This is a genomic window from Streptomyces sp. CA-181903 (assembly GCF_050937075.1).
Taxonomy (GTDB): Bacteria; Actinomycetota; Actinomycetes; order Streptomycetales; family Streptomycetaceae; genus Streptomyces.
In genome coordinates, this window is sequence record NZ_JBNJLY010000001.1 from 3,221,510 (window position 1) to 3,247,879 (window position 26,370).

The 26,370-nt window shown below is 69.8% G+C and carries 24 protein-coding genes and 1 tRNA gene; 19 read left to right on the forward strand and 6 right to left on the reverse strand.

All coding sequences use genetic code 11. The annotated features are described in order from the left end of the window. Window positions 1-138 precede the first annotated feature (138 nt). From ACQEVS_RS14290 to ACQEVS_RS14330, 9 genes are all read left to right on the forward strand, one after another. A complete protein-coding gene (locus ACQEVS_RS14290) occupies window positions 139-537 on the forward strand; it encodes a cupin domain-containing protein (RefSeq protein WP_433020219.1) in 399 nt (132 codons plus the stop codon). Next, on the forward strand, window positions 530-2,089 hold the full coding sequence (locus ACQEVS_RS14295) for a class I tRNA ligase family protein (RefSeq protein WP_433020222.1): 1,560 nt from the start codon (window positions 530-532) through the stop codon (window positions 2,087-2,089). The genes ACQEVS_RS14290 and ACQEVS_RS14295 overlap by 8 nt, the downstream gene beginning before the upstream one ends. Before the next feature lie 201 nt (window positions 2,090-2,290). Further along, window positions 2,291-2,653: an aspartate 1-decarboxylase gene (gene panD / locus ACQEVS_RS14300; protein WP_433020225.1), complete on the forward strand. Its 363-nt coding sequence runs from the start codon at window positions 2,291-2,293 to the stop codon at window positions 2,651-2,653. A 78-nt stretch (window positions 2,654-2,731) separates the two neighbouring features. Further along, window positions 2,732-4,156, forward strand: coding sequence for a SidA/IucD/PvdA family monooxygenase (locus ACQEVS_RS14305; protein WP_433020228.1), 1,425 nt, complete (start codon window positions 2,732-2,734; stop codon window positions 4,154-4,156). Beyond that, the gene (locus ACQEVS_RS14310; RefSeq protein WP_433020231.1) at window positions 4,153-5,400 is read left to right on the forward strand and encodes an NAD(P)/FAD-dependent oxidoreductase; all 1,248 of its coding nucleotides are present in this window, start codon (window positions 4,153-4,155) and stop codon (window positions 5,398-5,400) included. Before ACQEVS_RS14305 ends, ACQEVS_RS14310 begins: the two co-directional genes overlap by 4 nt. A 176-nt stretch (window positions 5,401-5,576) precedes the next feature. After that, complete coding sequence (locus ACQEVS_RS14315) at window positions 5,577-6,932, forward strand: hypothetical protein (RefSeq protein WP_433020234.1); 1,356 nt, start codon at window positions 5,577-5,579, stop codon at window positions 6,930-6,932. A 127-nt stretch (window positions 6,933-7,059) separates the two neighbouring features. Continuing rightward, window positions 7,060-7,944, forward strand: a complete 885-nt coding sequence (locus ACQEVS_RS14320; protein ID WP_433020237.1) for a VOC family protein — start codon at window positions 7,060-7,062, stop codon at window positions 7,942-7,944. Between the two features lie 88 nt (window positions 7,945-8,032). Further along, a complete protein-coding gene (locus ACQEVS_RS14325; protein WP_433020240.1) occupies window positions 8,033-8,848 on the forward strand; it encodes a thioesterase family protein in 816 nt (271 codons plus the stop codon). 78 nt (window positions 8,849-8,926) lie between these two features. Beyond that, window positions 8,927-8,999, forward strand: a tRNA-Arg gene (locus ACQEVS_RS14330). Window positions 9,000-9,124: 125 nt separating this feature from the next. On the opposite strand, the gene ACQEVS_RS14335 is transcribed toward ACQEVS_RS14330, so the two are convergent. Further along, on the reverse strand, window positions 9,125-9,463 hold the full coding sequence (locus tag ACQEVS_RS14335) for a tyrosine-type recombinase/integrase (protein ID WP_433020243.1): 339 nt from the start codon (window positions 9,461-9,463) through the stop codon (window positions 9,125-9,127). Between ACQEVS_RS14335 and ACQEVS_RS14340 the strand changes: the two genes are divergently transcribed. Next, window positions 9,440-9,679 carry a Scr1 family TA system antitoxin-like transcriptional regulator gene (locus tag ACQEVS_RS14340; protein WP_433020246.1) on the forward strand — a complete coding sequence of 80 codons (240 nt, stop codon included), beginning with the start codon at window positions 9,440-9,442 and terminating at the stop codon, window positions 9,677-9,679. The two genes, ACQEVS_RS14335 and ACQEVS_RS14340, sit on opposite strands and share 24 nt — an antisense overlap. Continuing rightward, window positions 9,676-9,906: a DUF397 domain-containing protein gene (locus ACQEVS_RS14345; RefSeq protein WP_433020249.1), complete on the forward strand. Its 231-nt coding sequence runs from the start codon at window positions 9,676-9,678 to the stop codon at window positions 9,904-9,906. Before ACQEVS_RS14340 ends, ACQEVS_RS14345 begins: the two co-directional genes overlap by 4 nt. A 342-nt stretch (window positions 9,907-10,248) precedes the next feature. Here ACQEVS_RS14345 and ACQEVS_RS14350 read toward each other — a convergent pair whose 3' ends face one another. From ACQEVS_RS14350 to ACQEVS_RS14365, 4 genes are all read right to left on the reverse strand, one after another. After that, window positions 10,249-13,323 (reverse strand): type I restriction endonuclease subunit R, encoded by a 3,075-nt coding sequence (locus ACQEVS_RS14350; RefSeq protein ID WP_433020252.1) that lies wholly within the window; start codon window positions 13,321-13,323, stop codon window positions 10,249-10,251. Window position 13,324: 1 nt separating this feature from the next. Next, window positions 13,325-14,530, reverse strand: a complete 1,206-nt coding sequence (locus ACQEVS_RS14355) for a restriction endonuclease subunit S (protein WP_433020255.1) — start codon at window positions 14,528-14,530, stop codon at window positions 13,325-13,327. Beyond that, window positions 14,523-16,037 (reverse strand): N-6 DNA methylase, encoded by a 1,515-nt coding sequence (locus tag ACQEVS_RS14360; protein WP_433020258.1) that lies wholly within the window; start codon window positions 16,035-16,037, stop codon window positions 14,523-14,525. Before ACQEVS_RS14360 ends, ACQEVS_RS14355 begins: the two co-directional genes overlap by 8 nt. Window positions 16,038-16,699: 662 nt before the next feature. Beyond that, window positions 16,700-17,488 (reverse strand): GntR family transcriptional regulator, encoded by a 789-nt coding sequence (locus ACQEVS_RS14365; RefSeq protein WP_433020261.1) that lies wholly within the window; start codon window positions 17,486-17,488, stop codon window positions 16,700-16,702. A 109-nt stretch (window positions 17,489-17,597) separates the two neighbouring features. Here ACQEVS_RS14365 and ACQEVS_RS14370 point away from each other — a divergent pair, with 109 nt between their 5' ends. Genes ACQEVS_RS14370 through ACQEVS_RS14380 form a run of 3 tightly spaced genes read left to right on the forward strand, consistent with a single transcriptional unit; the run spans window position 17,598 to window position 18,890 of the window. Next, on the forward strand, window positions 17,598-18,005 hold the full coding sequence (locus ACQEVS_RS14370; RefSeq protein ID WP_433027553.1) for an NUDIX hydrolase: 408 nt from the start codon (window positions 17,598-17,600) through the stop codon (window positions 18,003-18,005). A gap of 46 nt (window positions 18,006-18,051) precedes the next feature. After that, window positions 18,052-18,477: an ATP-binding protein gene (locus ACQEVS_RS14375; RefSeq protein ID WP_433020264.1), complete on the forward strand. Its 426-nt coding sequence runs from the start codon at window positions 18,052-18,054 to the stop codon at window positions 18,475-18,477. Continuing rightward, window positions 18,474-18,890 (forward strand): hypothetical protein, encoded by a 417-nt coding sequence (locus ACQEVS_RS14380; RefSeq protein ID WP_433020267.1) that lies wholly within the window; start codon window positions 18,474-18,476, stop codon window positions 18,888-18,890. Before ACQEVS_RS14375 ends, ACQEVS_RS14380 begins: the two co-directional genes overlap by 4 nt. Window positions 18,891-20,164: 1,274 nt before the next feature. Here the strand turns inward: ACQEVS_RS14380 and ACQEVS_RS14385 are convergent. Further along, a complete protein-coding gene (locus tag ACQEVS_RS14385; RefSeq protein WP_433020270.1) occupies window positions 20,165-20,869 on the reverse strand; it encodes a hypothetical protein in 705 nt (234 codons plus the stop codon). Between the two features lie 220 nt (window positions 20,870-21,089). On the opposite strand from ACQEVS_RS14385, the gene ACQEVS_RS14390 reads away from it, so the two are divergent. The 5 genes from ACQEVS_RS14390 to ACQEVS_RS14410 all read left to right on the forward strand — a co-directional run bounded on the left by ACQEVS_RS14390 (window position 21,090) and on the right by ACQEVS_RS14410 (window position 26,344). Next, window positions 21,090-21,842, forward strand: a complete 753-nt coding sequence (locus ACQEVS_RS14390) for a polysaccharide deacetylase family protein (RefSeq protein WP_433020273.1) — start codon at window positions 21,090-21,092, stop codon at window positions 21,840-21,842. Window positions 21,843-22,169: 327 nt separating this feature from the next. Next, complete coding sequence (locus ACQEVS_RS14395) at window positions 22,170-24,956, forward strand: ATP-binding protein (RefSeq protein WP_433020276.1); 2,787 nt, start codon at window positions 22,170-22,172, stop codon at window positions 24,954-24,956. Beyond that, a complete protein-coding gene (locus tag ACQEVS_RS14400; RefSeq protein WP_171166850.1) occupies window positions 24,953-25,357 on the forward strand; it encodes a roadblock/LC7 domain-containing protein in 405 nt (134 codons plus the stop codon). Before ACQEVS_RS14395 ends, ACQEVS_RS14400 begins: the two co-directional genes overlap by 4 nt. Next, a complete protein-coding gene (locus ACQEVS_RS14405; RefSeq protein ID WP_433020279.1) occupies window positions 25,354-25,752 on the forward strand; it encodes a DUF742 domain-containing protein in 399 nt (132 codons plus the stop codon). The genes ACQEVS_RS14400 and ACQEVS_RS14405 overlap by 4 nt, the downstream gene beginning before the upstream one ends. Then, a complete protein-coding gene (locus tag ACQEVS_RS14410) occupies window positions 25,733-26,344 on the forward strand; it encodes a GTP-binding protein (protein WP_433020282.1) in 612 nt (203 codons plus the stop codon). Before ACQEVS_RS14405 ends, ACQEVS_RS14410 begins: the two co-directional genes overlap by 20 nt. Window positions 26,345-26,370 lie beyond the last annotated feature (26 nt).

Here is a 26,370-nt window from a genome sequence, read left to right on the forward strand (position 1 = left end):
CGTCGGAATTCCTGCGCGCCCGCCCACCAGCCGCGCCCTACCTCCACCCGGGCCCGGCCCGGCCACCGGCCGAGCCCGTCCACCAGCCGCGTCCGCGCACACTCGCGCGGCCGGCCACCAGGAAAAGGATTCGCCACCATGTATGTACGCACCACGGCCGAAGACGGCTATGTACGCAAGAACAACATCGACGTCCGCCAGCTCTACCCGTGGGACGGCGTCGTCGTGCCGCCGTGGAACAGCACCCTGTGCAGCGTCCACCCGCACGAGTCCAGCACCAAGCACCAGCACGCCACGGACGAGACGTTCATCTTCACGGGCGGCTCCGGCACGGTCCGGGTGGGCGACGAGCAGCGCGACGTCACCGTGGGCGACGTCATCTACATCCCGAACGGCAACGACCACGTCGTCACCAACACCAGCGACGACACCCTGCTGACCTTCGTCAGCATCTACTGGCCGCAGCCCACCGGGCAGCCCGCCACCGAGCTGCAGGCCCAGACGCAGCCCCAGACGCAGGAGCCCGCCCGTGGCTGAGCGAACGGACGGCGCCGTGCGCCGCGTCAATGTCAGCTTCTCCCCGCCCACGCCCAACGGCGACTTACACCTCGGCCACCTCGCCGGCCCGGTGCTCGGCAGCGACGTGTGCGCGCGGTCCCAGAAGATCCTGGGCAACGACGTGGTGTACGCGTGCAGCACCGACGACAACCAGACCTACGTGGTCACCACCGCCCAGCAGGTGGGCGTGACCCCCGAGGAGCTGATCCGGCAGGCCCTGGACGGCACCCGCCGGTCCCTGGAGCTCGCGGGCGTCGAGGTCGACCTCTACGAGCGGCCCGACGAGCGATACACCACGTTCGTCCGGGACTTCTTCACCCACCTGTGGAAGCACGGCGCCTTCGACCGCCGCGAGGTGCAACTCCCCTACGACGCCGAGGCGGACGAGTACCGCGCCGAGGCGTTCGTCACCGGCCGCTGCCCGACCTGCCTGGCCCACGCCCGGGCGGGCGTCTGCGAAGCCTGCGGCCTGTACAACCTGCCGGGCGCCCTGCTGGCGAGCGACACCGAGACCGCGCTGCCGACCCGCCCGGTCTCCATCTGGGTCCTCGACCTGGAGCGTTACCGCTCCCTCCTGACCCACTGGTACCAGGTCTCCGACGTCCCGCTCCGACCCGACCTCCAGAAGGTCGTCGACCTGACGCTCGCCGGACGGCTGCCGTACATCCCCATCACCTACCCTTCCACCTGGGGCATCCAGGTGGACTGGGACGGGCCCGACGCGCCCCCGCAGGCGATCAACGCCTGGCCGGAGATCTACGTCGGCCACCTCTACTGGCCGCAGCGCGTCCGCGAGCGCGGCCGGGCCGGCTGCGACGAGTTCGTCCAGTTCATCGGGATCGACAACGGCTTCTACAACGCCTTCGTCTACGTCGCGCTGAAGCTGCTGGCGGTCCGGCACGGGCTCCCCGTCGAGCTTCCCGTCACCCGCACGCTCACCAACCAGTACTACCTGCTGGAGGGCCGCAAGTTCTCCACCAGCAAGGGCGACGTGCTGTGGGCGGGCGAGTACCTGGAGAAGGCCGGGCGGGACCGCGCCCGCTTCGTCCTGGCGCTGACCAGCCCGGAGCTCCAGCAGTCCGAGTTCACCGAGCAGGTGGCCGAGGGTACGCTCAGCGCCCGCTTCGACACCCCGCTCGCCACCATCGCCCGGACGTTCGGCGAGAAGCTCGCCGGCCGGAGCGTCGACGCGCCGCCGTCCGCCTGGTGGGCCGCCGCCATCGAGGCGTCCCGGCAGCGGTTCGAGGCCGCGTACACCCTGGAGACCTTCAGCATCCGCAAGGCCGCCGAGGCGCTCGCCCTCCACCTGGAGGTCCTGGCCCTGCGGGCCGGGCAGGTCCGTACCGACGACGCGAGCGACGTCTCCGGCGCCCTGCTGTTCCTGTGGACGCTGCGCACGCTCGCCTGGCCGGTCACCCCCGACCTGGCCGGGGCCGTGGCCGAGGCGTTCGGCGCCGACGCCACCGGCACCCCGCTGCTGCGGGACGCCGCCGAGCCGCCGGCCGGGGAGTTCCGCGCGCTGTCGGTGTGACGGCCCGCCCGTCCCTGAGACGGCCCGGACCGTCCCTGCGACGGCCCGCACCTCCCCTCGTACAACCTCCTTAAGAAGCGCTCGACTTCACGAAGCGTCCGGCTTCAAGAAGCGCCTGACTTCCTCAAGAAACGTGCGCCTCCTGCAAGAAGCGCGCGACTTCGCCCTTCACCACGCTCACTCACCAAGGAGAACGACATCATGCTGCGCACCTTCATGCGTTCGAAGATCCACCGCGCCACCATCACCGACAGCAACCTCAACTACGTCGGCTCCATCACCATCTCGCCGGAGTTGCTCGACGCCGCCGACATCGGCATCCACGAGCTCGTCCACGTCGTCAACATCAACAACGGCGCGCGCTTCGAGACGTACACCATCCTGGGCGCCCCGGGCGCCAACGAGGTCATCGTCAACGGCGCCGCCGCCCGCCTGGTGCAGCCCGCCGACAAGGTGATCATCATCGCCTACGGCCAGCTCACCGACGAAGAGGTGGCCGAGCACCGGCCGCGCGTCGTGCACGTGGACGAGAGCAACAAGATCCTCGAAACGGTCACGGCATGAGCCACCCGCGCCGCTTCCCCCTCATCGCACGGCGCCTCCCCGGCGCGTTACGTACGACCTGATCAGAAGGTACGAGCCATGACGGAGCACGAGATCCATTCGGTGCTGGGCATCGGTTTCGGCCCGGCCAACCTGTCCCTCGCCGTGACCATGGAGGAACTCGGCTACACCGGCCGGTCCCGGTTCGTCGAGCGGGCCGGCGACTTCCAGTGGCAGGACGAGCAGCTGATCGACGGCGCGGACATCCAGAACAACCCGTTCCGCGACCTGACCATGCCGCGCAACACCGGAAGCGCCTACACGTTCGTCAACTACCTCGCCTCACAAGGCCGGTTGACGGACTACCTGCACCTGAACTCCAAGTTCCCACTGCGCCGCGAGTACGCCGGCTACCTGCGCTGGGTCGCCGACTCCTTCCGCGACGCGGTCGACTACGGACGGTCGGCCACCCGGCTGACCGTGGCGGACACCGCGGACGGCGAGGTGTTCCGGCTGGAGACCGACGACGGCCGGCAGTACCTGGGCGAGACGGTCGTCATCGGCACCGGCCGCTCACCGCGGATCCCCCCGGCGTTCCGCCGGAGCCTGGGACCGACGGTCTTCCACGCCACCCGCTACCTGAGTTCGCTGCGGCGACTGCGCGGACGGGCTCTGCGCGTCGCGGTCGTCGGCGGCAGCCAGAGCGCCATCGAGATCGTCCTCGACCTGCTCGGCCGGGACGACGTCGCGCAGGTGGTGTCCGTCCAGCGGGGCATCGGCTTCCGGCTGAAGGACACCAGCCCGTACAGCCGCCGCGTCTTCCTGCCGGAGTTCATCGACTACTTCTATCCGCTCCCCGCCGAGACCAAGCGGCGGATCCGCGCGGAGCTGCGGTCGATCAACTACGCGGCGTGCGACCAGGACGTCATCGACCGGCTGGCCACCGTCCAGCACGAGTACGAGCTGAAGGGCTCCGACCGGCTGCGGCTGATGCCGTTCTCGGAGGTGTCCGAGGTGGCCCCGCACGGGGGCGGCGGCGTGCACCGGCTCGTCGTCCGCGACGTCAACACCGACACGCGCAGCGTCTACGACGCCGACGTCGTCGTGCTGGCGACGGGCTTCCGGGACTTCGGCCTCGGACCCGACGACGAGCCCTACCACCCGCTGCTGACGGACGTGGCCGACCGGCTCGCGCTGACCGAGGAGGGCATCCCCGCCGTGGCCCGCGACTACTCGGTCCCGGTCGCACGGCGCTCCTCACGGCACTCCTACGGCTCGCGGCCGCTGCGCCTGTACCTCAACGGGCTGTGCGAGGCGAGCCACGGCATGGGGGACGCGGGGGCGCTGGCGGTGCTGTCCGCGCGGTCCACGGACATCGTGGAGTCGCTGATGCTGGAACCGTTGGAGTCGGACGGGGTGTTGGAGCCGGAGGGGGTGCTGGCACCGGAGGGGATGTTGGAGCCGGACGCTCTTCTTCCGGACCGCCGCATCGCGGGCCTCGTCCCGGACGAGGCCCTCCGGTGACGACTGCCGTCACCACCGGTGAACGCGTCACCACCGGTGAACGCGTCACCACCGACGTCGCCGTGGTCGGCGCCGGCGTCATCGGCCTCGCCACCGCCGAACGCCTCGCCGCCCGCGGCCACTCCGTGATCGTCATCGACGACCACGGGGTGGCGGGCGGCGTCACCGGGGCGTCCGGCGGGCTGGTCCGGGCGCTGGATCCGTCCTTCGACGACTCCGAATCGGGCTCGGGGTCCGGCTCGGGCTCGGGGTCCGATTCAAGCTCGGGCTCGGGCTCCGGTTCAGGCGCGGGCTCCGGCTTCGACTCCGGCCCCGGCTCCGGCCCCGGACCCGGCTTCGATTCCTCCGCCGCCCGGGACTGGGCGGCGGAGGGGCTCGGACGCTACCTGCGGCGCGGCGACCGCGGCCGCTGGCCGGCCGTCCGGGAGCACGGCAGCCTCACCCTGTTCCCCGCGGCCGCCGCCGGGCGGGCCGCGGCGGGCGCCGATCGGGTACGGGCCGCGGGCCACCCGGCGGAGGTCCTCGACGCGCGGGAGATCGCCGCGGCCTTCCCCGGCCTGGCCCCGCCCGAGGGACTGGTCGGAGTCCACGAACCCCACGCCGGCTGGCTGCCGGCCCGGGCCGTGGCCGAGGCGATGCTCCGGGACGCGGACACGGTCACCGTGCTCCGCGCCCGGGCGCTGGAGATCGTCACCGCGCGCTCCAGGGTGACCGGCGTCCGGACCACCGACGGCTTCGTCGCGGCCGGGGCCGTGCTGCTGGCCGCGGGGGTCGGCAGCACGGCCCTGGCCCGCACGGCCGGCGTCGAACTCCCGCTGCGCACACGGTCGGTGAGCTTCTGCCTCTTCGCGCCGCGCGTGCCCGTCCCGGGCGACCTCCCGGCCCTCCTCGACACCACGACCGGCGGCTGGCTGCGGCGCTGGGACGACGGCTCCGCCGTGCTGGCCGGGGTGCCGTCCCGGGAGTGCGACGTACCGCCGGTGATCACCCGGGGCGTACCGGACACGGAGGCGAAGCGCGTCCGGGAGGTCGCGCGGTACCGCTGTCCCGCGCTCGGTGACGCGGACGTCGTCGGCGGAGTCACCGCCTTCGACGCCCTCGCCCCGGAGGGCGAGGGCGCGGTGACGGCCTGGCCGGAGCCGCGGGGCCTGGTCACGGCCGTCGGCTGGAACGGCGGCGGCTTCAAGAAGGCGCCCGCGGTGGGGCGGTACGCGGCGGAGTTGATCGGGGAGGTCATCGCGTGAGGGGAGGTGGTCGTGCGAGAGGAAGGGATCGTGTGAGAGGAAGGGATCACGTCAAGGGACGTGCCCGCGGGACGGGACGGGAGCGCGGAACGGGACATGAGCCCGTGACGGGCCGGGAGCGCGGGACGGGACATGAGCCCGTAACGGGCCGGGAGCCCGTGACGGAACGTGGCCGCGTGGCGGAACGAGACAGCGCGGCCGGGGGCCAGTACCGGACCCGCCCCGCTCCCCCGTCCGCCCGGCTCAACCCCACGGACGAGATGCTGTACCGCGCCGAACGGGCCCTCGGCTCGTCCCGGATCGTGCAGTTGCTGTGGCGCCTTCCGGAGCCGGTGACGCCGGCCGCACTGCGCGCGGAGTGGGAGCGGCTCGACCGCGGCCGGCTCAGCCGCCGTCCGGCCGCGGCCCGCGTCCCCGGCGCGCGCCGTGCGTGGGTGCCCGCGCACAACGCGGAACCCCCGCGCCCGTACCCGGCGCCCCTCACGCACGACACGGTGTGGGAGTGGATCGACGAGCAGGTCCGCGCTCCCCTGCCGGCGGGCTCGGGGGCCCTCTGGCGGCTGGCGTCGGCTCCGTACGGCCAGGGGGCGCTGGTGTCACTCACCGTGCCGCACTTCCGCGCCGACGGGATGGGGATCTTCACGGCCCTGACGGAGGACGGTCCGCCGCCTGCCCGCCGGGGGCCGTTCGCCGGGGCGGCGGACGGCGATCTCGCCGACGCCGTAGGGCAGGTGGCGCGTGCCGTGACCGCGACGGCGGCCTGGGCCGCGCGAACGCTCCCCGACCGGCGGTCCCGCGCGGAGCTCGCCGCGGCCCTGCGGCCGGCACCGAAGCCCCCCGCGTCCGACCCGCGGTTCTTCTCCACCGCCGTGTTCGACTTCGACGCCGCGGAGTGGGAGGAACGGGCGCGGGCCCGCGGCGGCACGGCCAACAGCCTGTTCGTCGAGATCGCCGCCAACCTCGTCCGCGCCCGCGTACCGCTCGGCGACCGCACCGGGATCCGGGTCGGCGTACCGGTGAGCCTGCGGCGTACGGCCGCCGACGCGCGCGCCAACGCCCTCGTCGTCGTCCCGCTGTCCGTACCGGCGGGCCAGGTCCGCCGGACGGACCTCGGGCCGACGCGCCGGAGCACCAAGGCCGCGCTCGACGGGACCGGCGAGCACAGCGCCACGCTGGTGCCCGAGCCGCTGTGGCACCTGCTGCCGCGCCGGTACGCCGACCGGCTCAAGGCGCCCGGCGCCCAGGCGACCGACGTCGTCGCGTCCAACTTCGGCGCGCTGCCGGAAGGCGCGCGCCGTTTCGCGGGCCAGTGGGCCGACGGCGCGGCCCTGCGCACGATGAACGTGCCCGGTCTGGTACCCGAACGGGCGGGCCTGCGCGTGTCGTTGTGCGCGGTACGCGTCGGCGAGCGGCTGACCGTGACCGTGACGGCGATCCCCGACCATTTCGGCGACGCCCGGTCGCTGCGCGAGCTGGCGGCGGAGGAGTTCGCGGCGTGGGGGCTGCGGGGCCGGGAGTGGTGGACGGAATGAACAGAACAGAGACGAACAGCGAGTGAGAGAGAGCGACTTGATGCGGTCCGAAACCCGACCGAAAAGCGGGACGACGGGAAGCGTGACGGTGGGGAGCGGGACGACGGGAAGCGCCACGATGGGCAGCGTGACGGCGGGAAGCGTGACGGCACGGACCCCGGCGGCGGACCGCTGGTTCCGCACCCGTCCGGACTCGTCCTCCCTCGACCGCCCCCGGCTGCTGGCGAGGCTGCTGATCGACCTGGCGGACCTGGACGACCGGATCGCGTTCTACGAGCGCCTCCTCGGCGTCCCGGCCGATCTGCGCATGCCGATCCCGGACTTCGGCGGCCTGGAACTGGCCGCCGTGGGCAACCTGCTCCTGATCGCGAGCGAGCGCCCCTTCACGCCCGTCCAGCGGCGGACGGCGTACTCGCTCATCGTGCCGTCCCTGACCGGCCAACTGCGGCTGCTGGAGCGGACGGGGACGGAGGTCCTGGAGCCGGTCGAGGCGATCAAGCCGGGCTCGCGGGCCCGGGTGCGCTACCCGGACGGCTCCCTCGCCGAGCTGGTCGAACACCGCCCGCAGCCCGGCGAACGCCCCTCCTCCCGCCCCGGCATCGCCGTCCGCGAGGCGATGGACACGGGCGTACGCCTCCTGGCCCGGCGCGCGGTGCCGGCGGACGGGCTGGACGAGGCCGTCCGCTTCTACCGGACGGCGCTGGAAACGGAACCGGAGGCGGGGGCGCCCGGGGGCACGGCGATCGTGGGCAACCTGCTGCTGACGACAGCGGCCGCGACGGATGCGGGACCGATCGCGTTCACGCTGCTGGCACCGTCACCGGAACACGTCGCGGAACTGGCGGGGACGGCCCAGACGGAAGCGGCCCAGACGGGAACGACCCAGGCGGAAGCGGCCCAGGCGGGCGGCGGCGCGCCCGGAGGCCCCGCGCTCCTGACGCTGCCGTACGGGACCAGGGCCGAGATAAGGACGCCACCCCGCCGGCTTCCCGCCCAGGGAACGGACGCCTGAATTCCGCCCCCGGCCACAACCACCCGGACGCCACCTGAGACCGTACGCACGACACCGCAGGAATGAGGCAGAGGGGAGAGCCGGCCCGATGGCACCGGACGGTTCCGCTGACAGCGCACGGTTGCCCGAGTCCTTCTACCGGGACGCGGGGGACGGCCGCTACGAGAGCACGCCCGCCACCGCGGGCCCGTGGAGCCCCGAGGCCCAGCACGCGGGCCCGCCGTCCGCCCTCCTGGGACGGGCACTGGAACGGCACGAGCCCCGGGAAGGCTTCCGGGTCGCCCGCGTGACGCTGGAGATCCCGGCACCGGTGCCGGTGGGCGACCTGCTGGTGCGGGTACGCACGATCCGCGGCGGCCGCCGCACGGAACTCCTGGAAGGCGAGATCACCGCGAACGGCCGCCCGGTGATGCTGGCCCGAGCCTGGCGAACGGCGGCCGCCCCACCGGCCACCCCCACCCTGCGCCACGACCCGCCCCCGCCTGCCCTCCCGCAGCCCCAGCCGGAGCACGGCTTCAAGGGCGCGTACACGAACGGCTACGTCTCGGCGATGGAGTGGCGCTTCACATCCGGCGGCGGCTTCGACACCCCCGGCCCCGGCACGGCCTGGGCACGCCAGCGGATCCCGCTGGTGGCGGGCGAGGAGGACACCCCGCTGACCCGCGCCCTGACCCTGGCCGACAGCAGCTGGGCCGTCGGCTTCGAACTCGACCACGTCAACGGCCTCGTGATCAACACCGACGTCACCCTCGCCCTGCACCGCGACCCGGTCGGCGAATGGCTCTGCCTGACCTCTTCGACCGCCGCCACCCCCGCGGGCTCGGGCCTGGCCGAAGGCCGCCTGGACGACACATCGGGCAACTGCGGACGAATCCTCCAGACCCTCCTGATCGCCCCTCGCTGACCACCCACCCCCACCACCCAGCACGGATCCCCTACCATCCGCTAACCTGTCCTCGGCCGCCCCTCCACGGACGGCCCCGCCTCCGTAGCTCAGGGGATAGAGCACCGCTCTCCTAAAGCGGGTGTCGGCAGTTCGAATCTGCCCGGGGGCACACTGCAGTATGCGCTGACCTGGGGTTTCTCCCCAGGGAGGCGCTCTATTCGGCCCCGGACTCCTCGTCCGGGGCCGTTTGCGTGAGCGGACGGGCCGCCAGGCCCCGATATTTCCGCGGATTGCTCAGCACCATCTGGCACCGGATCCGCTGCGGGCCTCGACGCCATCAGGCTCCGGCCGGCTTCCGGGCCCGTCGACGGCCCTGCTCACACGCGCTCGCGGCACGAGGTGGGCCGCGGCCTCGGCGATCGCCAGGTCGGCCCCGGGGAGGAGGCTTGTGTACGTGTCCGCAGTGATGGTGATCGAGAAGTGCCCGAGCATCTCCTGGATGTCCTTCAGGTCGGCCCCGGCCGCGTGGGCCAGTGTCGCCGCGCCGTGACGTAGCTCATGGAGCCGGATCGGCGGAAGGCCGATCTCCTCGTACAGCTCGATGAGGTGATGCCGATTGCCAAGGGCGCTCACGCGGCCATGGCCGGGACGTTCGCGCTGCTGGAGTTCGGCACGAAGGCGCCCACCATCGTCTACGTCGATTCGATCGCCGGAAACGTGTACCTGGAGAAGGAACGCGATGTCCGCAGGTTCATCCAGACCTTCGACCTGGTACGAGCCGCGGGCCCTGACCCACAGGAGACCCCCGCCATCCTGGAGAACATCGCAAGGGAGATGCAGAAGACATGAGCACGAATCACAGGCGGCCGGCTTACGAGGCCGACCCGAGCGGCGCCTGCTGGCGCAAGAGCAGTCACAGCTCCGGCAACGGAGCGTGCGTCGAGGTCGCCGAGGCCGGTGGCATCGTTGCCGTCCGGGACTCCAAGGGCCGCAGCGGCCCCGTCCTGCGGTTCAACCCGACCCAGTGGGCCCATTTCGTCAGCGACACGGCCGAAAGGACAGCTGCCCGCAACTGATCTACGGTCACGTTGCTGGTGATAACGCAGCCGGTCCGAACGAAACACGGTCGCTCGGACCGGCCACAAGTCACACATCTGCCCCACCTGCCCGCCAGACAACCCATAGGAGGCCAACTCAGCGGCTCCGGTTACCAGACCGAGGTCTGCGCCTTCAGCCACCTGGAGTGCCCTGTGTCCAGAATCCAGCGGACATCCGTCTGAGGTCGGTCTGAGGCGCTAGCATCCGCAGGTTCTGCCACTCGGGGGAAGGGTGAGGATACTCCAGGTAGAGTCACTTCAACTCAGGTTTCAGGCCGCACACTTGGGCAACCTTTGCGGTGGTCCCGGTCATGACGTCGTTCAATAGTTCTCCCGTACGTACTCATACGTTCGATCGAACAACTCGCCCTTGATCGGCAAGCTGTACTCTTTCAAGACGGAACGCAGCTCGCGACGGACGCGTTTGTCGCCCGCGTCGCTCGCACTCCAACCGGCATAGGCGACCTCGACGACGATCGAGTCGATCCGCCAGGCTATGTCGGGGACGATCTTGTGCAGCCCGGGCGGTGTGTTCTCCGCGACGATCTGAGTGAGCGACCCACGCTTCGGATCGGCCAGCCGGTCGAGCGCTCCCTGGTCGCCCTGTTCCGCTGCCCGGTCCGCGGCGACCACGTCCTGAGCGATCTTCAGCGCTTCCTCGAGGAACGCCAGCGAGTCCTCGACGTTCTCGATCACCTTGGCACGGAGCTTCTCGATCCGCTCCGCCAGCGACCGGTACGCCGGGCTCTCGGTATCGGCGAGCCGACGCCTGAGGCGCGCCTCGATGGAGTCGAGGACCTCCTGGTACACGCCATCGGCTTTCGACTCCGGCATCTGCTGCTCGGAGAGCTTCAGCTGCTCGGCGATCTTCTTCACCAGCGCCAGGCCGGCAGCGTCGAGCGTGACTGTCTTCGATGGCATCGACTTCACGCCCACGTCGGTCATGTGACCGTGGATCAGGTCAGTGGTCTTCGCGCCGAGACGTGCCCAGAGGAACGTCTTGGAGACGTCCTTGGGCCGAATCGACTCGTACACCTTCGCGAGCCAGAAGTACTGCCCCTTGAATGGCCGGAGCATCGGGTGCGGGTCGAGGAACTCCCACACCGTCTGCAGCGCGACGTAGGTCTCGATGAACTCGCTGCGCTGCGCAGCGCCCTCGGGGATCCGCTCGTGGGCCTCGGTGAGCGACTCGAACGACGAGTCACTGGTGTCAATGCCGTCGAACAGATACAGCAGACGTGTGAGGTCGGCGACGAACTTCCCCGCTAGCTTGGAGGCATCGGTGACGTTGAGCTCATCCTCTCCGTCATCCTTCACCTTCGGGCCGGCGACTGCCTTGCCGATGGCCTTCGCGAGCCCTATGTAGTCGACGACCCGCCCGAAGTCCTTGCGCTGCCCGGTGACGGGGTTCTTCCATGGGCGGTTGGGCCGCGTGATCGTCTGGAACAGGTTCGTGTCCTTGGCCGGCTTGTCGAGATACAGCACACCCTCGATGGGCGCATTGAAGCCGGTCATCCACTTCGCAGTGACGACGATGAACGACATCGGGTCATCGACCTTCTTGAAGCGGCGCTTGAGCGCCTCCTCTTGCTCTGGGGTGAGCAGGTGCTTCTTATGCTCCTTGGGGGTCTCCTTGCTGTCGGCGACGTGCATCACCACCCCGACTTCACGGAGTCGTCCGTCCGGCATGACTGCAGCACGGCGCTCCAGCTCGGCCTCGATGGCTCTGGTGTACGCGATCACAAGGCGCTGGTTGTAGGCCACGACCTGAGCCTTCTGCCCCAGAGGCGCGACATAGGTAAGGAAGTGGTCGACGATGTCGGCACACACAGCAGCCACGCGCTCGGGGTTGGAGAGGATCGTCTCGATGTGAGAAGCCTTCCCCGACAGGAAGACCTTCTCCTCCTCGTCCAGGCCCTCCTCCGTGGCCAGCTCGTCGAACGCCTCGTCCAAGGCTTCCTTGTCGAGGTTGAACCCGACAGACCGGCCCTCCACGATCACCGGCTTGGTGAACCCATCGGCGATGGACTGCTCCGGCGTGTATCGCGACATCACAAAGTCCGGGTCGTCAGGGTCACCGAACAGCTTGAAGGTCGAACGGTCCTTGTCCTGGATCGCCGTGCCCGACGCGCCGAAGAACTTCGCGTTCGGCACCGCCGCGCGCCACGCATCGCCGAACTTCCCCTCCTGCGAGCGGTGCGCCTCGTCGACGAGGACCACGATGTTCAACCGGTTGTTCAGATGGCCGGCCTCGGCGAACTTGTGCACCGTCGTGATGACCACACCGGGCTCACCGCTGCGCAGCAGAGCGTGCAGCTCGCGCCGGTTACGGGGCACCGACATCCGCGGCATGCCAGCGGTCTCGAACATCTCCGCGGTCTGCCGGACCAGGTCCTTGCGGTCGGCGATCACGATGACCGTTGGCGCGCTCCCGAACTTCCCCGTCACCGCGTCATCGCGCAGCAAACGGGCGGCGGCGAACGCCATGAGTTCGGTCTTGCCCGATCCCTGGTGATGCCAGATCAGTCCGCCAGGGCGGCCTGCGAGCACCTTGGCGTGGATCGCCAGAGCCGCCTCGAACTGTGGGTAACGAGGCAAGAATTTGACGTCGACCTCGGAGGCGTCCCGAGCGTGACGGAACATCACTAGGTCCTTGAGGATCGGCAGGATCGTCTCCGGCCGCAGCAGCAAGCGGGCGGCCCGCTCAACTCGAGCCGGGCCCGTGAAGCTTTTTAGATCGTCCTCAGTGGACCCCCACGGGGCCCAGATCTCGGAGTCGGGGTCCGGGACCGCCCGGATCGGAGCCATCCGGAACTCCAGTCCCTCGGTGGCGACGTTGAAGACGTTCGTCGCGAAGAAGTTCGGGTATTCCTCCTCGTACACGTCGTAAAGGTCCTTCGCGGCGTTGACCCATGAGACCTGATGCTTCACAGGCGTCTTGGTCTCGGCAACGACCAGCGGGAACCCGTTGACGTAGTAGACGACGTCGAACCGGCGCGGTTTGGTCGCACCGTTGACGGTAACCTCGTCAGCGACGGTGAAGCGGTTGTTGTTGAGGTCTTTGAAGTCGATCAGCCGACGAGGCACATGCCTACCGTCGATCGTCGTGAATGAGTGGTCGCCACGAAGCATCACGGTCAGCCGCTCGTTGGCTGCAACGAGACCGTTGTGCGCATCGAGGACAGCCTGATTGAGTTCATGCAGAACGAGGTCCGCCGACTCGGGGTCGTCGACCAGCTCCGGGTTCAGGGCGAGCAAGGCTTCGCGTGCCCAGCCCTCGACGATGACGTCGTGCTCATCACGCGGTAGATCGTCTCCTCGGAGACGCTCCCAGCCGGCCTCCTCCGCCCACTCGAGCAGTGAACGCTGAATCGTGCTCGCTTCTGTCCAACCCATGTCAGGACACCTCCTCGAGCAGGGCGTCGTACGCCTCCGGGATCTCGATTTCCTGGTTGAGGAGGGAGGCCAGGAGCGCGGAGCGGAAGGCGCGGAGATTGGCGAGCTCCAGATCCAGGTCATCTACTGCGAACGCGACAGCATCACAGTGCTGAACGTACTTGGACTGCTCCTCAAGCGACGGGATCGGCAGACGCAGAGAACCCAAAAGGGCCTTATTGATCTTTCTCATCGAAGCGGTCCCGCGCGCCGATGCTGTGATAATTGAGCGCACTGACGGGGAACACAGTAGATGTGCCAGAAACGTCGCCTGGCAGACCTCGGGCTTTGTTTGGATTCGCCAGATAAGGTCAGGCAAGTAGGTCTGGGGGGCTACGTTTCGCGCGATGGCGGCATAACCGACGCGATCGGATGAACCACTGGCTCTAGTGATAAGAAGGTCGCCCTCCGCCACTAGGTGGGCATTGGTGTAACCCGTCAGGTCAACAAGTCGCTTTGCTTCGGAGGTCACGAAAGTACCCAGCTGGATTGCGCTCAGTTTCAGGACAGCTGGCTCTCCGGTTCGCGGCTTTTCATCCGAAGCCTGAACACTCTTTCCTCCTTGAATCCTGGAAACAACGCTGCGTAGATCGTGTTCGGTACCTTCCGGATACGCGTTGCGAACGAGTGCCAGCAATGAGACTGCCTTCTGTTTCTCGGCGTCCAACCCGTCAATCTGAGCGTCCACCGCTGTCATGACATCGACGATGCGGCGCTGCTCAGACAAGGACGGGAGAGCGACTTCAATCGTCAAGAAGTCAGCGGGCTTGACCCGTTCGCGCCTGCCGCCCATGCCGGTCGACAACGCCTGCAGTTGCTCCCACAGTCGTTTTGTGGTCGTAAGGAGCCGGAAGTATTCGGGAAGCATTCGCTCGCCACATGTGAACGTCGGAAACTCTTGCGACGCGTAGACCTCGCCCAGATCGTTCGGAGCAACGGTGATCGCTCCTTCGAACGCCTTCAAGCGGCTGTAGACGACCTGGTTCGGCCGGATGCGATTCAGCGTCTTGTACGAGGTCTGATCGCCAGAGATCGCTTCCCGGAGCAACAGGCCCCGACCGCGGTTCAAGACACCGACGATGTCGTAGGAGGTCGTCGCCGTGACCGGGACCGTGTCGACGTCCAGCGCGATGACCTCGTCGAGCCGGACCCGCTCCCACTCACTCACTGGACACCCCGAACACGCTCGTGTCGACGCCTGCCGCTGCGAGCCGCTCGAACATGAGAGCCTCGGTGTCGATGCGGTGCTGCCGAGCGTCGGCATACGCCACGAGCGCGGTGCCCAGATCGGCGGTCTCTTCTGCAGCGACCTTGATGTAGCGGCCGATGTTCAGGTCGAAGCCGTTCTGCTCGATCTCCTCGAACGGCACCAGCCGGACGTTCGCGCCGCCCTCACCCGCTGAGTCGCTACCTGCCTGGTACGCCTCGATGACAGCTCTGACGTCATCCTCGGACATCAGGTTCTGCTTCTTGCCCTTGATGAACCGCGCCGAGCCGTCGATGAAGAGCACGTGATCCTTGCGCTCAGTTGGCTTCTGGTCTCGGAAGATCAAGAGACATGCCGGGATTTCGGTCGAGTAAAACAGCTTAGGCGGCAGCCCGACGACGGCTTCCAGAACGTCCTTCTCGATGAGGCCCCGGCGGATCTTCGCCTCCGCGCCTCCGCGGAACAACACGCCGTGGGGCATCACCACGCCGACACGACCGGATCCAGGCTTCATCGACGAGACCATGTGCTGGACGAAGGCGTAGTCGCCGTTCTTCGCCGGCGGCACGCCGCAGATGGCTCGCGGATCCGAGGGCCAACGGTCCGCTCCCCAATTCGCCAGCGAGAAGGGCGGGTTGGCGATCACGACGTCGAACCGGCGGACCGCACCGCTGGGGGCCTTGAACGCCGGAGCGCGGAGGGTGTCTCCGCGCTTGATGTCGAAGTCCTCGATCTCGTGCAGGAACAGGTTCATCCGGGCGATCGAGGCCGTCGTCAGGTTGATCTCCTGGCCGTACGCCCTGAGAGTGCGGTGGTCCTTGCCGGACTCGCGCAGCTGGTTGATCGTCGCGACAAGCATCCCGCCGGAGCCGCAGGACGGGTCGTAGACGGACTCGCCCGGCTCAGGCTGGAGGATCCCGACGAGCAGGCTCACGACCTCACGGGGCGTGAAGAACTCGCCGGCCTTCTTGCCCGACTCGTCGGCGAAGTTCTTCAGCAAGTACTCGTAGCCCGCACCGAGCAGGTCGTGCGAGACCGTCGACGGGTCGAGCCTGATCTTGTTGAACGCTTGAATGAGCCCCAGCAGAGCCGACTCCGGGATGCGCTCCTTGTTGCCCCACGAGGCGTCGCCGAAGACGCCAGCCAGCGAGCGCGGGTTGGCCATTTCGATTCGCTGGAAGGCCTTCGCGATCTCCGCACCGAGGTTGGTGACCTTCTCGGTGACCTCGCTCCACAGCGTGCCCTCGGGCAGCTCGAACCGGTGGAACTCGGCCTCGATCTCATCGTCGAGGTCGTCGCCGTACTTATCGAATGCCGCGTCGTGCTCGTGAACCCAGGTGTCGCTGATCCACTTCCAGAACAGCATCGGGAAGACGTAGGTCTTGAAGTCAGCCGGGTCGACGGGGCCGCGGAGCGCATTCGCGGCGTCCCACAGCCGGGATTCGAGCTCGTGCTGGGTGATCGTCACAGAGATGAGGTCCTTCGTTGAAGACGGTGCCCCGATTATGGAGGAGGGCACTGACATTTCGGGAGTCCGCTACGGCAGGCAGTAGCGACCAGTAGACGAGACCAGCACCCACGCTTCAAACCGAGCGTGATCGTGGACGCACTGAGAGTAGACCCCTGTGTGCCTCCGCGTCTGAGTCACAGCGTATGAGAATCACCAGCGAACTGGATCGCGAGCGTCCCGAGGGCTGGGCCCCTGAATGGAGCGGGAGCTTGTCGTCGCGGCCCAGCGGACCGCTCGCCCCCTACCACGTGAAGGGGATACCGGTCCCCTGATCAGCCACCCGCCATGCGTGAGCGATGCGTGAGCGATGCGTGAGCGATGCGTGAGCGGACTGATCAGTGCCAGGCGTCACCCTCAGGACGAGGCAGCATGCCGCGTAGCGCTGATCAGGCAGAACAGCACCACGCGGCACGGCCGAGCACCCATCGTCACAGGTCCGATCCCACTCCTAAAGCGGGTGTCGGCAGTTCGAATCTGCCCGGGGGCACTGATGCCGAAGGGGCACCTAGGAACATTCCTAGGTGCCCCTTCGGCATCAGTCGACGCCTCGGGCATCCGCTTCGACCGACGACAACTCCTCGGCGCATCCGCGGCGCGGGTGGGAAGACCGCCTGAGCGGCTCAAGTGGCGGGTAGTTGGTAGGCGAGAACGTACGCGTCGGCCGCCATGACGGTGTCGCAAACCTCGACGGCACGGCCCTCGGTGTTGAAGGCGGTCCGCACCAGGTGGATGACCGGAACGCCCGACGCCAGGCGGAGCGTCTTCACCTCGGCCGGCGAGGGCATCCGGGCCCGGATCTCCTCGTCGAAGTGGTCGAGGCGGTGGCCGAGTTCTTCGAGACGGGCGTAGATGCCGCCCGGGCCGGGGTTGGGCTCGGCGATCGCAGTGTTCCTGGCCAGGTCCAGCGGGATGTAGGAGGTGGCGAACTCAACCGGACGTTGATCGAGGAGGTAGCGCCGCCGTCGGGCGAGCACTCGCCGGGCGCCGCCGAGGCGGGCGGCGATGTCGGGCGCAGGCCGTTCCTCCCGGACCTCCAGACTGTCAACCTCCGGGCGGCTTCCCGCGCCTTCCGCTTCCACCGTAAAGGCGGACTTTCCTTGCTCGCGGTGACGCCGGGCGAAGCGGTCGGAGGCCAGCCGGCGCACCGGTGGGCGCGACCGGACGAAGACACCCTTGCCGTGCTCGGACGACACCAGGCCCTCGCCCTGGAGGATGGAAAGCGAGTTCCGCACGGTCATCCGTGAGACGGCGAAGTGCTCCACCAGCTCGGATTCCGATGGCAGCTTGTCGCCCTCGCGGAAGCGCCCCTTGTCGATCGCCTCGCGCAGTCGGTCGGTGATCTGGCGGAAGACCGCCCGATCACTCATCGGGTCCAGTGCGCCGAGCAGGCCGGAAGGCAGAGGAGCCATCGGGTACTCCTTTAGGTGTCTAGACAAGCGGCTGAGTTCCGTTGCTACGGTGGAGAGCCTAGCCAGCCAAAGGGGACCGAGGAACGTGAGCACAGAGCGCCCTCACTCCGTGAGCGTCGCCGGGATCATCGTCGACGACCAGGGCCGCGCCCTGCTGATCAAGCGGCGGGACAACGGTCGCTGGGAACCGCCCGGCGGGGTGCTGGAGGCCGGGGAGACGATCCCCGACGCCCTTGAGCGCGAAGTGCTCGAAGAGACCGGAATCAAGATCGCGACTCCGGCGGTCCTGACTGGCGTGTACAAGAACATGACCGGCTTGATCGTCTCCCTCGTCTTCCGCTGTGAGGCGATCGACGGGAACCCGACCACGGGCGCCGAGACCCGGGCACTGCGCTGGGCGACGCGCGACGAGGTCGTGGAGCTTGCCGACGAGGCGTATGCGATACGCGTCCTGGACGCGCTCGACGCGGCGAACCCGCCGGCCGTCCGAGCCCATGACGGCGTTCGACTCGTCTAGCTGAAATCCACTACCCATAGCGGCCTACCAGCACAAAGGAACTTGTATGGATGAGTATACGAGTGAGGCGCGGGTCTGGGGGCTCACTTGCCCAGGTTCCGTGGAAGAGGTCGGGCGCGTGCGGCGCTGGACGCGCGACGTGCTGCGGCACTCGCCGTACGCCGGTGACGCCGAGGTGATCGTGAGCGAGCTGAGCAGCAACGCCGTGCTGCACACCGCGAGCGGCTGCCGGGTCGGGCACTTCCACGTCGCCCTGTGCGTATCCGAACACGTCATCGCCATCTCCGTCGCGGACGCCGGCAGCTCCCCCACCAGGCCGGTGATCGGACGCCCGCAGCCGACCGCGTCCAGCGGCCGGGGCCTGTCCCTCGTCTGCTGCCTCGCGACCAGGACGACGGTCCGCGGGGACCGGAGGGGCCACACCGTGACCGCCGAGCTCGTGACCACCCCGACAACCATGGGAGAAGAATGATGAAGCGACGTGACTCATCAGCCTTAAAGGGCGGTTACTGGTGCTCCTGCGACGTCGTCTTCGGCGGAGTCACCGACGGCCCCAAGCTGGTCACGGCCTTTGACGCGCGGAGCGCGGCCGAGGCCGTCATCAGCGTGATCGTGGCCATGGAGATGATGGCGGTCGGCCCGGAGGAGAAGGAGGCGACGGCCGTCCGGGCATGGGCCGAGAGGACCCAGGCCGCGTCATCGCTCATCGCGGGCCAGATGTGCACCTACACGGTGACCCGGGGCGAGCTGGAGGTGACGTGGACGATCCGACCGGTCCTCTTCCTCCCCCTGGCCGACCGCTCGGAGTCCCGACTCCCCACCTGCTCCCGGCGGTTCACCACCTACCCCTTCAGACCGCTGTTGCCGCCCCGGCCGACTGAGTAACAACCTTCTCTACGGGTTCAAGGCGGCTCGCTCCGCTCGCCGCGCGCGGCCCGGCTCCCCCGGGCCGCCGCTCCTGTCTCCGCCCCGCTCCGGCCCGGGTCCGCCCGGCCGCGCGGCTGAAGCGGAGTCGCTGCTTTCCCTCAGAACGGATGCCTCCGGCGGGGGCGCTCCGACTCCGGGATGGCGGGGGGGCCGGCGGGCGGGCGCGGGCCCCATTTGGGCTGAGGAAGAAGCTGCCATCCCGTCCACCGTCGTCCCAGGCGAAGCCGAGCAGCCTTGGCCCGGGGCGTCCAGGTCGTTCGTACAGTGGCGCGCTCCACCTGGACGCCCCGGGCCAAGCCCGCTCCACCTGCGTGTGGGACGACGGCGGACGGGATGGCAGCGGGGAACGCTGTGGTTCGCGCCGATCGAGCCTGTCCCTAGACCGTCCCCATTGTGAGCTCAATCACTCCGCCGAGCAGTGCTTCGGTGCGCGGCCGCGACCAACGCAGCTCGAACCTCACAGCGGTGCGTTGCAAAATGATACTCGTGCGGAACCGCCGCCCTGCGGACAGCGCCGCCCTGACGTGTGAAATCGCCGTCCAACCAGGCAAGTTTTCGGTTCAAAACTAGTACTCTTATTGGGAGTGGATTCCGTTAAACGGAGCGATGCATTCGCAAACATTGCGAACGATTCCCGGGTGACGGCAGGTCGCTAGGGGTGGGCGAAGACCCCATCATGGGAGCTCGGTCGCCCACCCCAACCGCCTGGGCTGCAACCGCGACGGTGGGGGTGGGCCAGAACCTTGGAGGTTCCATGACGAGTTTGGCCCTATGCGGTCAGGAGTCAAATAGCTGGCGCACCAACGGGTTGATCACGGTGCTAGTCATCGCGCTGATCCTCTGGCCAGTTGCAGCCGAGGCCGTTGATGCCTACATAAACGTGATGACGCTGGCAACAGTCCTGGCTGGTGGAGGTGCAGCAGTGACATATCGCAACCGAAGCCGCCGTCCCTGACGGAAAGCACTTCTGCCGGTAGCTGTCCGACCGCTGACATCCGTCGGTGACATCAACGACGACGGACGAGGGCATTTGCAAGCAGTCGGCCACGGTAGACGCGCTCAGGGTGACCGCTCTCGTAAGGACAGGCCGATCGAACTCCTAAAGCGGGTGTCGGCAGTTCGAATCTGCCCGGGGGCACCTGGGCGAAGGCCCCGGGCCGGTCACGGTCCGGGGCCTTTTGCATGCAGTGCGGAGTCGTTGGGCCGGGGGCACGACGGGCCCTTCGGGAGCCTCACGCCGCGAAGGCGGCGGTGGTCACGTCGCGCTTCAGGGTGGCGCGGTGGTGGGCGTAGGTGTGGATGTCGGAGACGCTGATGAGGACGCAGAAGCGTTCTGTGGTCGCGATGGTTTTGGCGACCGTTGCGAATTCGCGGCGGAGGTAGTGGATGGCGGCCAGGTTGGACAGGGAGCTCTGGCCGCAGACCAGGAATACCGGGCTGGTCGACTCCGGGGGAGTGAATTTGGCGACGAGGACGTGTTCGTGGTTGCCGCGGTCGAAGAGGTGCTTTTCGCCGTCGACTTCTACGGCGATCGAGTCGGTGTCCGCGGTGTTGTAAGGGTGGAGGGTGACGCCGGGGAGATGGGCGGCGAGGTGGCCGCCCGTGCGGGGGTTGACGCCTCCCGAGGGGCCGCCCACGCAGAATTCGGTGCGGTCGCCATTGCTGCCACGGAAGTTGCCGGGTTCGACGAGGACGTCACAGCCCAGTTCCCCTGCCAGCAGAGCCAGTTCCACGGCCGCGCGGGTGTCGGGGTAGGCGGTCGCCTTGGGGGCGTTGTATTTGTTGCCCAGGACTACGAGGCATGTCTGACCGGGGCGGACGCCGAAGAAACGTGCCCTTCTGTTCACCTCGCGGGTCCGCTTGGCCCGTTCCCACAGCCATACGAACGCGCCGCCGAGAAAGCTGGTCACCAGGCCGATGACGATGTTCTCCAGCACCGATTGAATCGGGTCCCCCCTCCATGGCATCGCGGCTGCTCAGTATCGCGAGTCGCGCATCGGGCGGCAATCTCCGGCCCTCGTGCGTCAACTCCTCGCCCGGTCGGCGGGATGCCGGGGCGTGGGAGGGGGCGCCGGGCGGCAGAGTGGTTCGTTTCGGAGACTCTGTCGGGAGGGCAGGCGCTTGGGCGGGGACGTCGGGCGGCGTGGGTTGTTGCGGATGGCTGCTGGAACGGTCGGGGTGGCCGGGGTGGCTGGAGCGGCCGGGGTGGCCGGGGCGGCGGTCGCCGGGTGGAGTGGGGTGGCTCGGGGTGCTGACGGTGCTCTCGGCGGGGTGGATTTGGCCGTCGTGCCCACCCGGGAGCGGAAGGTTGCCCTCACGTTCGACTGCGGGGGTGGGGATCAAGGTGTTGATGAGGTACTGGGGGTGCTCGGTGCCTGGGGAGTCGCCGCTGCGTTCTTCATGACCGGGCAGTTCGCTTCCGTTCATGGCGACGCCGCGCGGCGGATCGCCCGCGCGTACCCCGTGGGCAACCACTCCATGACGCACCCCGCCTTCCCCGGCCTCACCCGTGAGCAGCGGGTGGTGGAGGTGCGGTCGGCCGCGGAGGCCGTGGAACGGGCGGTCGGGCGGCCGCCGGTGCGGCTGTTCCGGTTCCCCTACGGGGAGGTGGACCGGGAGTGCATCGCCGATGTGAACGCCGAGGGTTACACGTGTGTCCGCTGGACCGTGGACACGTTGGGGTGGAAGGGCGCCGGCGGAGGCAGCACGACGGACCGCGTCGTCGGGCGGGTGCTCGACGCCCTCGTCCCCGGCGCCGTCGTGCTGATGCATGTGGGACGGACCAGTTCCGCCGACCCGTCCACCGTGGACGCCACGGCGCTGCCCCACCTCATCAGGGCCGTCAGCGGTCGGGGGTATGGGTTCCTCTCACTTGACGGGTTGCCCGGTAGCCGCGGCGGCGTGGCGTGAAGGGGGCTGTGATAGTCATTCCGGGTGGTCTGGCCCCGTACCACGGCGGAAGGTGACGGCCTCGCCGTCCCGGTCGGCCTCGCCGCACAGACCCACGCGGCAGTAGCAGTAGCAGGGAGCAGGGAGGCGTGGTCCGAGCCTGGTCGTCCAGCCGTCTCGGCGAGAGTGGATCTGTCGTCGCCATGGCGCGCTTTCGCGGAGGACGCGGAGGAATCGCCCGAAATCCGACCAAGCGTCAGGACACACCCAACACTTCCGCCACCGCCGCCCCGCCCCGTACGCTGACGGCCGTCCTCCAGTTGAAGATCGCCTCCCGGGAACCGTCTGATGATGCCGATAACGGAGGCCGTGTCCCTGGGCCTGGCCGCGGGCACGGCCACCGCCGCTGTGATCGCCGCGCCGATGTTGATCCGCGCCCGGCGCCTGACCGCGCGGCTGCGCGAGGAGCTGTCGGCCGCCACGGAGTACGGCTCCCGGCTGGGCGACCGGCAGCGGGCCTGGATGGAGGAGCTGGAGCGGCTGGTCGAGGTCCGGCTGCCCGCGGTCCTGGAGGGCGTACCGGAGGCGGACGTTCCGAAGCCGCTGTACGCCGTTCGCGACGGAGATCCGGAGGCCGCTGTCCTCGCAGCCCGTCACGAGGCGCTGCTGTCGCGGACGGCGGCGGCCATCCGGACGCGGAAGGATCTTGAGGAGTCCGGGCGCGCCGCGTTCCTGGTCATGGCGGACCGCATCCAGGTGATGGCCCTCGCCCAGCAGCAGGGCCTCGACGTGCTGGAACAGAGCGCCGAGGACCCGGTGCTGATGGCCGGACTGATGCGCGCCGACCACGCGGCGGCGCAGCTCGCTCGGCAGGCCCAGACGATGAAGGTACTGTGCGGCGCGTGGCCCGGACGGCAGTGGCCCGACGCCGTCTCACTGCTGGACGTGGTGCGCGGCGCCCAGTCGCGGATCCTGGAGTACCAGCGGGTGCGCGTCCAGGGCGCGCGGGACGCCGCCGTCGAGCCGCGCGCGGTCGAGGCGCTGATCCACGCGGTCGCCGAGCTGCTCGACAACGCCACCCGGTACTCGCCGCCGACCGTGACCGTGCTGGTGGGCATCCGCCCGGTGCACAGCGGCGCCGTGATCGAGATCGACGACGGCGGCCTGGGCATGACCGAACAGGCCCTCGCCGAGGCCGAGGTCCGGCTCGGCGGCGGCGCGGCGGCCCAGGGACGCGGCCTGGGCGCCAAGCCGCAACTCGGCCTGGCCGCCGTGGGCATGCTGGCCCGGCGGTACGGCTTCTCGGTGAAGCTGGACTCGCCGTCGGCGTACGGGGGCGTCCGGGCCGTCGTCCTCGTCCCGTCCGCCCTGCTCACCCAGGGGCCGACGACCCCGGCCACCCCCGCGCCCCCGCGCGCTCCTGGGCTGCGGGAACAGGCGGAGCAGGAGCAGGCGGAACGGCGGCGTGCGCGGCGGGAGGCACACGGGTACGCGGCGGGGGCGCGGACAGCCGCGCGAGCGACCGCTGTTGCGGACACGGGCGTTCCGTCGGCATCGGAGGCCGGGGCGAGCGCGTCGAGTGACGTCGCTCCGGCGGCGTGGGACGTGGCGCGGGAGCATGCGCGGCCGGAGCAGATGCCGCGTCAGGACGGTTTCGACGACGGCGCCGGGGTGCGCGGCGGGTACGGGGCCGGGGTGCGCGACGGGGCGGGGGCGCGCGACGGGCACGCCGCGCACGCCGTCGTCGACCCGGGGGCGGACGGTGCCGGCGGACGCGGTACGGGCGCGCGCCGCCCCGGAGTTCCGGCCGCCGGCGCCTCGGAGCCCGCCGGGATCACCCCCGGCGGTCTCCCGCGCCGGCGCAGCCGCCGGGCGGCAGGCCAAGGGCAAGAGGCGGCCCGGGGCCCGGTGCCTCGGAGGTCGGCGGCTCCGGCGTCCGTTGCGCGGGACGCGGAGCCCGTCCGGTCGCCGCAGCAGGCCGCGGCCTTCATGAGCAGCCTGCAGGCCGGGACCCGGCTGGGGCGTGAGGAGGCGGCGGAAGCCGCGGAGGCGGCTGCCGGAAGCGCCCGTACGCCGGTGGGTGCGCCGGCGACGGCTCCCCCAGCGGAAGCGGCAACGGAACCGGTGGCGCGACCAGTAGCGGAACCGGTAGCGGAATCGTCGGCGATGGCGGCAGCGGAGACGAGGGCCGAGGTGCCCGCACACACGTCTTCGGCCGCGCCCGCCCCAGAGTCGCCGCAGGCGGGTGGCGATGGAGAAGCGGAGGCGGCGACGGCCTCCCGGACGCCACAGGCCACAATGGCGGCGGAGGCCACCGGTCCGGTCGGCCCGTCGGATACTGCCGTAGCGGAAGGAGCTGCCGTGCGAGCGGGAGCTGCCATGCCTACGGAATCCGCCGAGCGGGCGGGTTTCGCCCTGTCATCAGCGGATGCTGATGGCCCGGCAAGTGGGGTCGGCGGGCTGGGGACTTCGGCCGGATCATCGGGCTCGGACGAACCGTCGGGTCGCGTCGGCCCGGCGCGCCGCGTCGGGTTGTCGGAGCATGGCGGGTCGTCGGAGCATGTCGGGACGTCCGAGCACGCCGGGGCGCCCGACCACGTCGGGTTGTCGGAGCACATTGGGCTGCCGGAGCCCGCCGGCTCATCGGATGGCTTCGAGCTGCCGGGTTCCGTCGGTTCCTCGGAGCACGTCGGGCCGTCCGACCACGCCGGGGCATCGGAGCACGTCGAGTTGCCGGAGCACGTCAACTCGCCGGATCACGTCGGCCCATCGGAGCACGCCGACCCGCCGGAGCGCGTCGAACCGCCGGAGTCCGTCGGCTCCTCGGAGCACGTCGGGCCGTCCGACCACGCCGGGGCGTCGCAGCACGTCGGGTTGCCGGAGCACGTCGGCGCGCCGGACCGCTTCGGTCCGTCGCATCGCGTCGACCCGTCCGAACCCGTCCGAGTGGAACGTTCCCCCGACTCGACGGGCCCGGCCGGGCCGGCGGAAACAGCGGGTCCGGCCGGTCGACCGAACCCGGCGGACCCGGTGAACACCGCTGAAGCGGAAGCAAAAGCGGAACCGGAAGCACCGGACGCCGCAGAGCCGGCGCGGCCCCGTGAGCCGAACGACAGCGAAAGGGAATCGCGTTGAGTACGAACGGGAATCTGGAGTGGCTTCTCGCCGACATCTTGCGGGTGCCCGCGGTGCGGCACGCGCTCGTGGTGTCCCGCGACGGGCTGCGGCTGGCCGGTTCGCCCGACATATCCACCGATGACGCCGACCGCCTGTCGGCGATCTGCTCCGGCCTGCTCTCGCTCGGCCACGAGGCCGCGGCGCAGCTCGCGGGCGACGGGAGCGCGCCGCGTCAGGTGATGGTGGAGTTCGACGGCGGTTTCCTGTTCCTGGTGGCCGCCGGGCCGGGCGCCTCGCTGGCCGTGGCCACGGCGGCGGACGTGGACGCCGGGCTGGTCGCGCGGGAGATGCAGCACATGGTGGTGCGCATAGGGCAGCACCTCAGCAGCCCGCCCCGCGCCCGTACCGCCACTCCGTGAGCGGCGCGACCGGCGCGGGGCCGGTACGCCCCTATGTGATCACCGGTGGCCGGGTGGCCCCTTCCCGGGACACCCTCGCCCTGGAAACCCTGGTGGTGGCCGCCGAAAGCGCCGGAGCCACCGGAGCCACCGGGGTCCCCGGCGCCGCCGCGTCCACCGGTGAGCACGCGCCCGACCTCAGTCCGGAGTGCGCCGAGATCCTCGAACTCTGCGTCCGGCTGCTGTCCGTGGCGGAGGTCGCCGCTCACCTGCGCCAGCCGGTCGCGGTGATCAAGGTGCTGCTCGCCGACCTGCTCGACGCCGGCCTGGTCGTCGCCCGTCCCCCGGTCACGGCCGCCGACCGGCACGATCCCGCCCTGCTGAAAGAGGTACTCGATGGACTCCGCCAACTCTGAGGGCGGCCGCTACCTTCCCCCGACCGTGCGCACGTCCGTGAAGATCGTGATCGCCGGCCCGCTGGGCGTCGGCAAGACGACGCTCATCGGCTCGCTCAGCGAGATCCCGCCGCTGCGTACCGAGGAGACCATGACGCAGGCGGGGCAGGGCGTCGACGACGTGCTGCCGGGCAAGGCCACCACCACCGTGGCCATGGACTTCGGGCGGATCACCCTCAACCGGCGGCGCGTCCTCTACCTCTTCGGCACCCCCGGCCAGCCGCGTTTCTTCCCGCTGTGGCGGCACCTCACGCACGGCGCGCTCGGCGCGCTCGCGCTGATCGACACGCGCCGGCTGGAGGCGAGTTTCGACGTGCTCGGGCACCTGGAGGACCTGGGCGTCCCGTTCGCCGTCGCCGCCAACGCGTTCCCGGACGCGCCGGTGTACCCGGCGGACGAGCTGCGCGAGGCGCTGGACCTGCTGCCGGACACCCCGGTGATGCTCTGCGACGCCCGGGACCGGGGGTCGAGCGCGCGGGCGCTGGTCACGCTCGTCGACCACCTGTACACGACCGCCGCCGGCGCCGCGCCGCTGGAGGTACCGGCGTCATGAGCGCACCGATACCGGAGATACCGGAG

What these genes read in the sequence shown, in the direction of transcription:
- ACQEVS_RS14325 (WP_433020240.1), top strand. Translation starts at nt 8,033, where the DNA reads ATGGCACCGGACGGTTCCGCTGACAGCGCACGGTTGCCCGAGTCCTTC.
- panD (WP_433020225.1), top strand. Translation starts at nt 2,291, where the DNA reads ATGCTGCGCACCTTCATGCGTTCGAAGATCCACCGCGCCACCATCACC.
- ACQEVS_RS14395 (WP_433020276.1), top strand. Translation starts at nt 22,170, where the DNA reads ATGATGCCGATAACGGAGGCCGTGTCCCTGGGCCTGGCCGCGGGCACG.
- ACQEVS_RS14410 (WP_433020282.1), top strand. Translation starts at nt 25,733, where the DNA reads ATGGACTCCGCCAACTCTGAGGGCGGCCGCTACCTTCCCCCGACCGTG.
- ACQEVS_RS14305 (WP_433020228.1), top strand. Translation starts at nt 2,732, where the DNA reads ATGACGGAGCACGAGATCCATTCGGTGCTGGGCATCGGTTTCGGCCCG.
- ACQEVS_RS14290 (WP_433020219.1), top strand. Translation starts at nt 139, where the DNA reads ATGTATGTACGCACCACGGCCGAAGACGGCTATGTACGCAAGAACAAC.
- ACQEVS_RS14365 (WP_433020261.1), bottom strand. Translation starts at nt 17,488, where the DNA reads ATGGCTCCTCTGCCTTCCGGCCTGCTCGGCGCACTGGACCCGATGAGT.
- ACQEVS_RS14375 (WP_433020264.1), top strand. Translation starts at nt 18,052, where the DNA reads ATGGATGAGTATACGAGTGAGGCGCGGGTCTGGGGGCTCACTTGCCCA.
- ACQEVS_RS14380 (WP_433020267.1), top strand. Translation starts at nt 18,474, where the DNA reads ATGATGAAGCGACGTGACTCATCAGCCTTAAAGGGCGGTTACTGGTGC.
- ACQEVS_RS14345 (WP_433020249.1), top strand. Translation starts at nt 9,676, where the DNA reads ATGAGCACGAATCACAGGCGGCCGGCTTACGAGGCCGACCCGAGCGGC.
- ACQEVS_RS14350 (WP_433020252.1), bottom strand. Translation starts at nt 13,323, where the DNA reads ATGGGTTGGACAGAAGCGAGCACGATTCAGCGTTCACTGCTCGAGTGG.
- ACQEVS_RS14340 (WP_433020246.1), top strand. Translation starts at nt 9,440, where the DNA reads ATGCCGATTGCCAAGGGCGCTCACGCGGCCATGGCCGGGACGTTCGCG.
- ACQEVS_RS14390 (WP_433020273.1), top strand. Translation starts at nt 21,090, where the DNA reads ATGGCTGCTGGAACGGTCGGGGTGGCCGGGGTGGCTGGAGCGGCCGGG.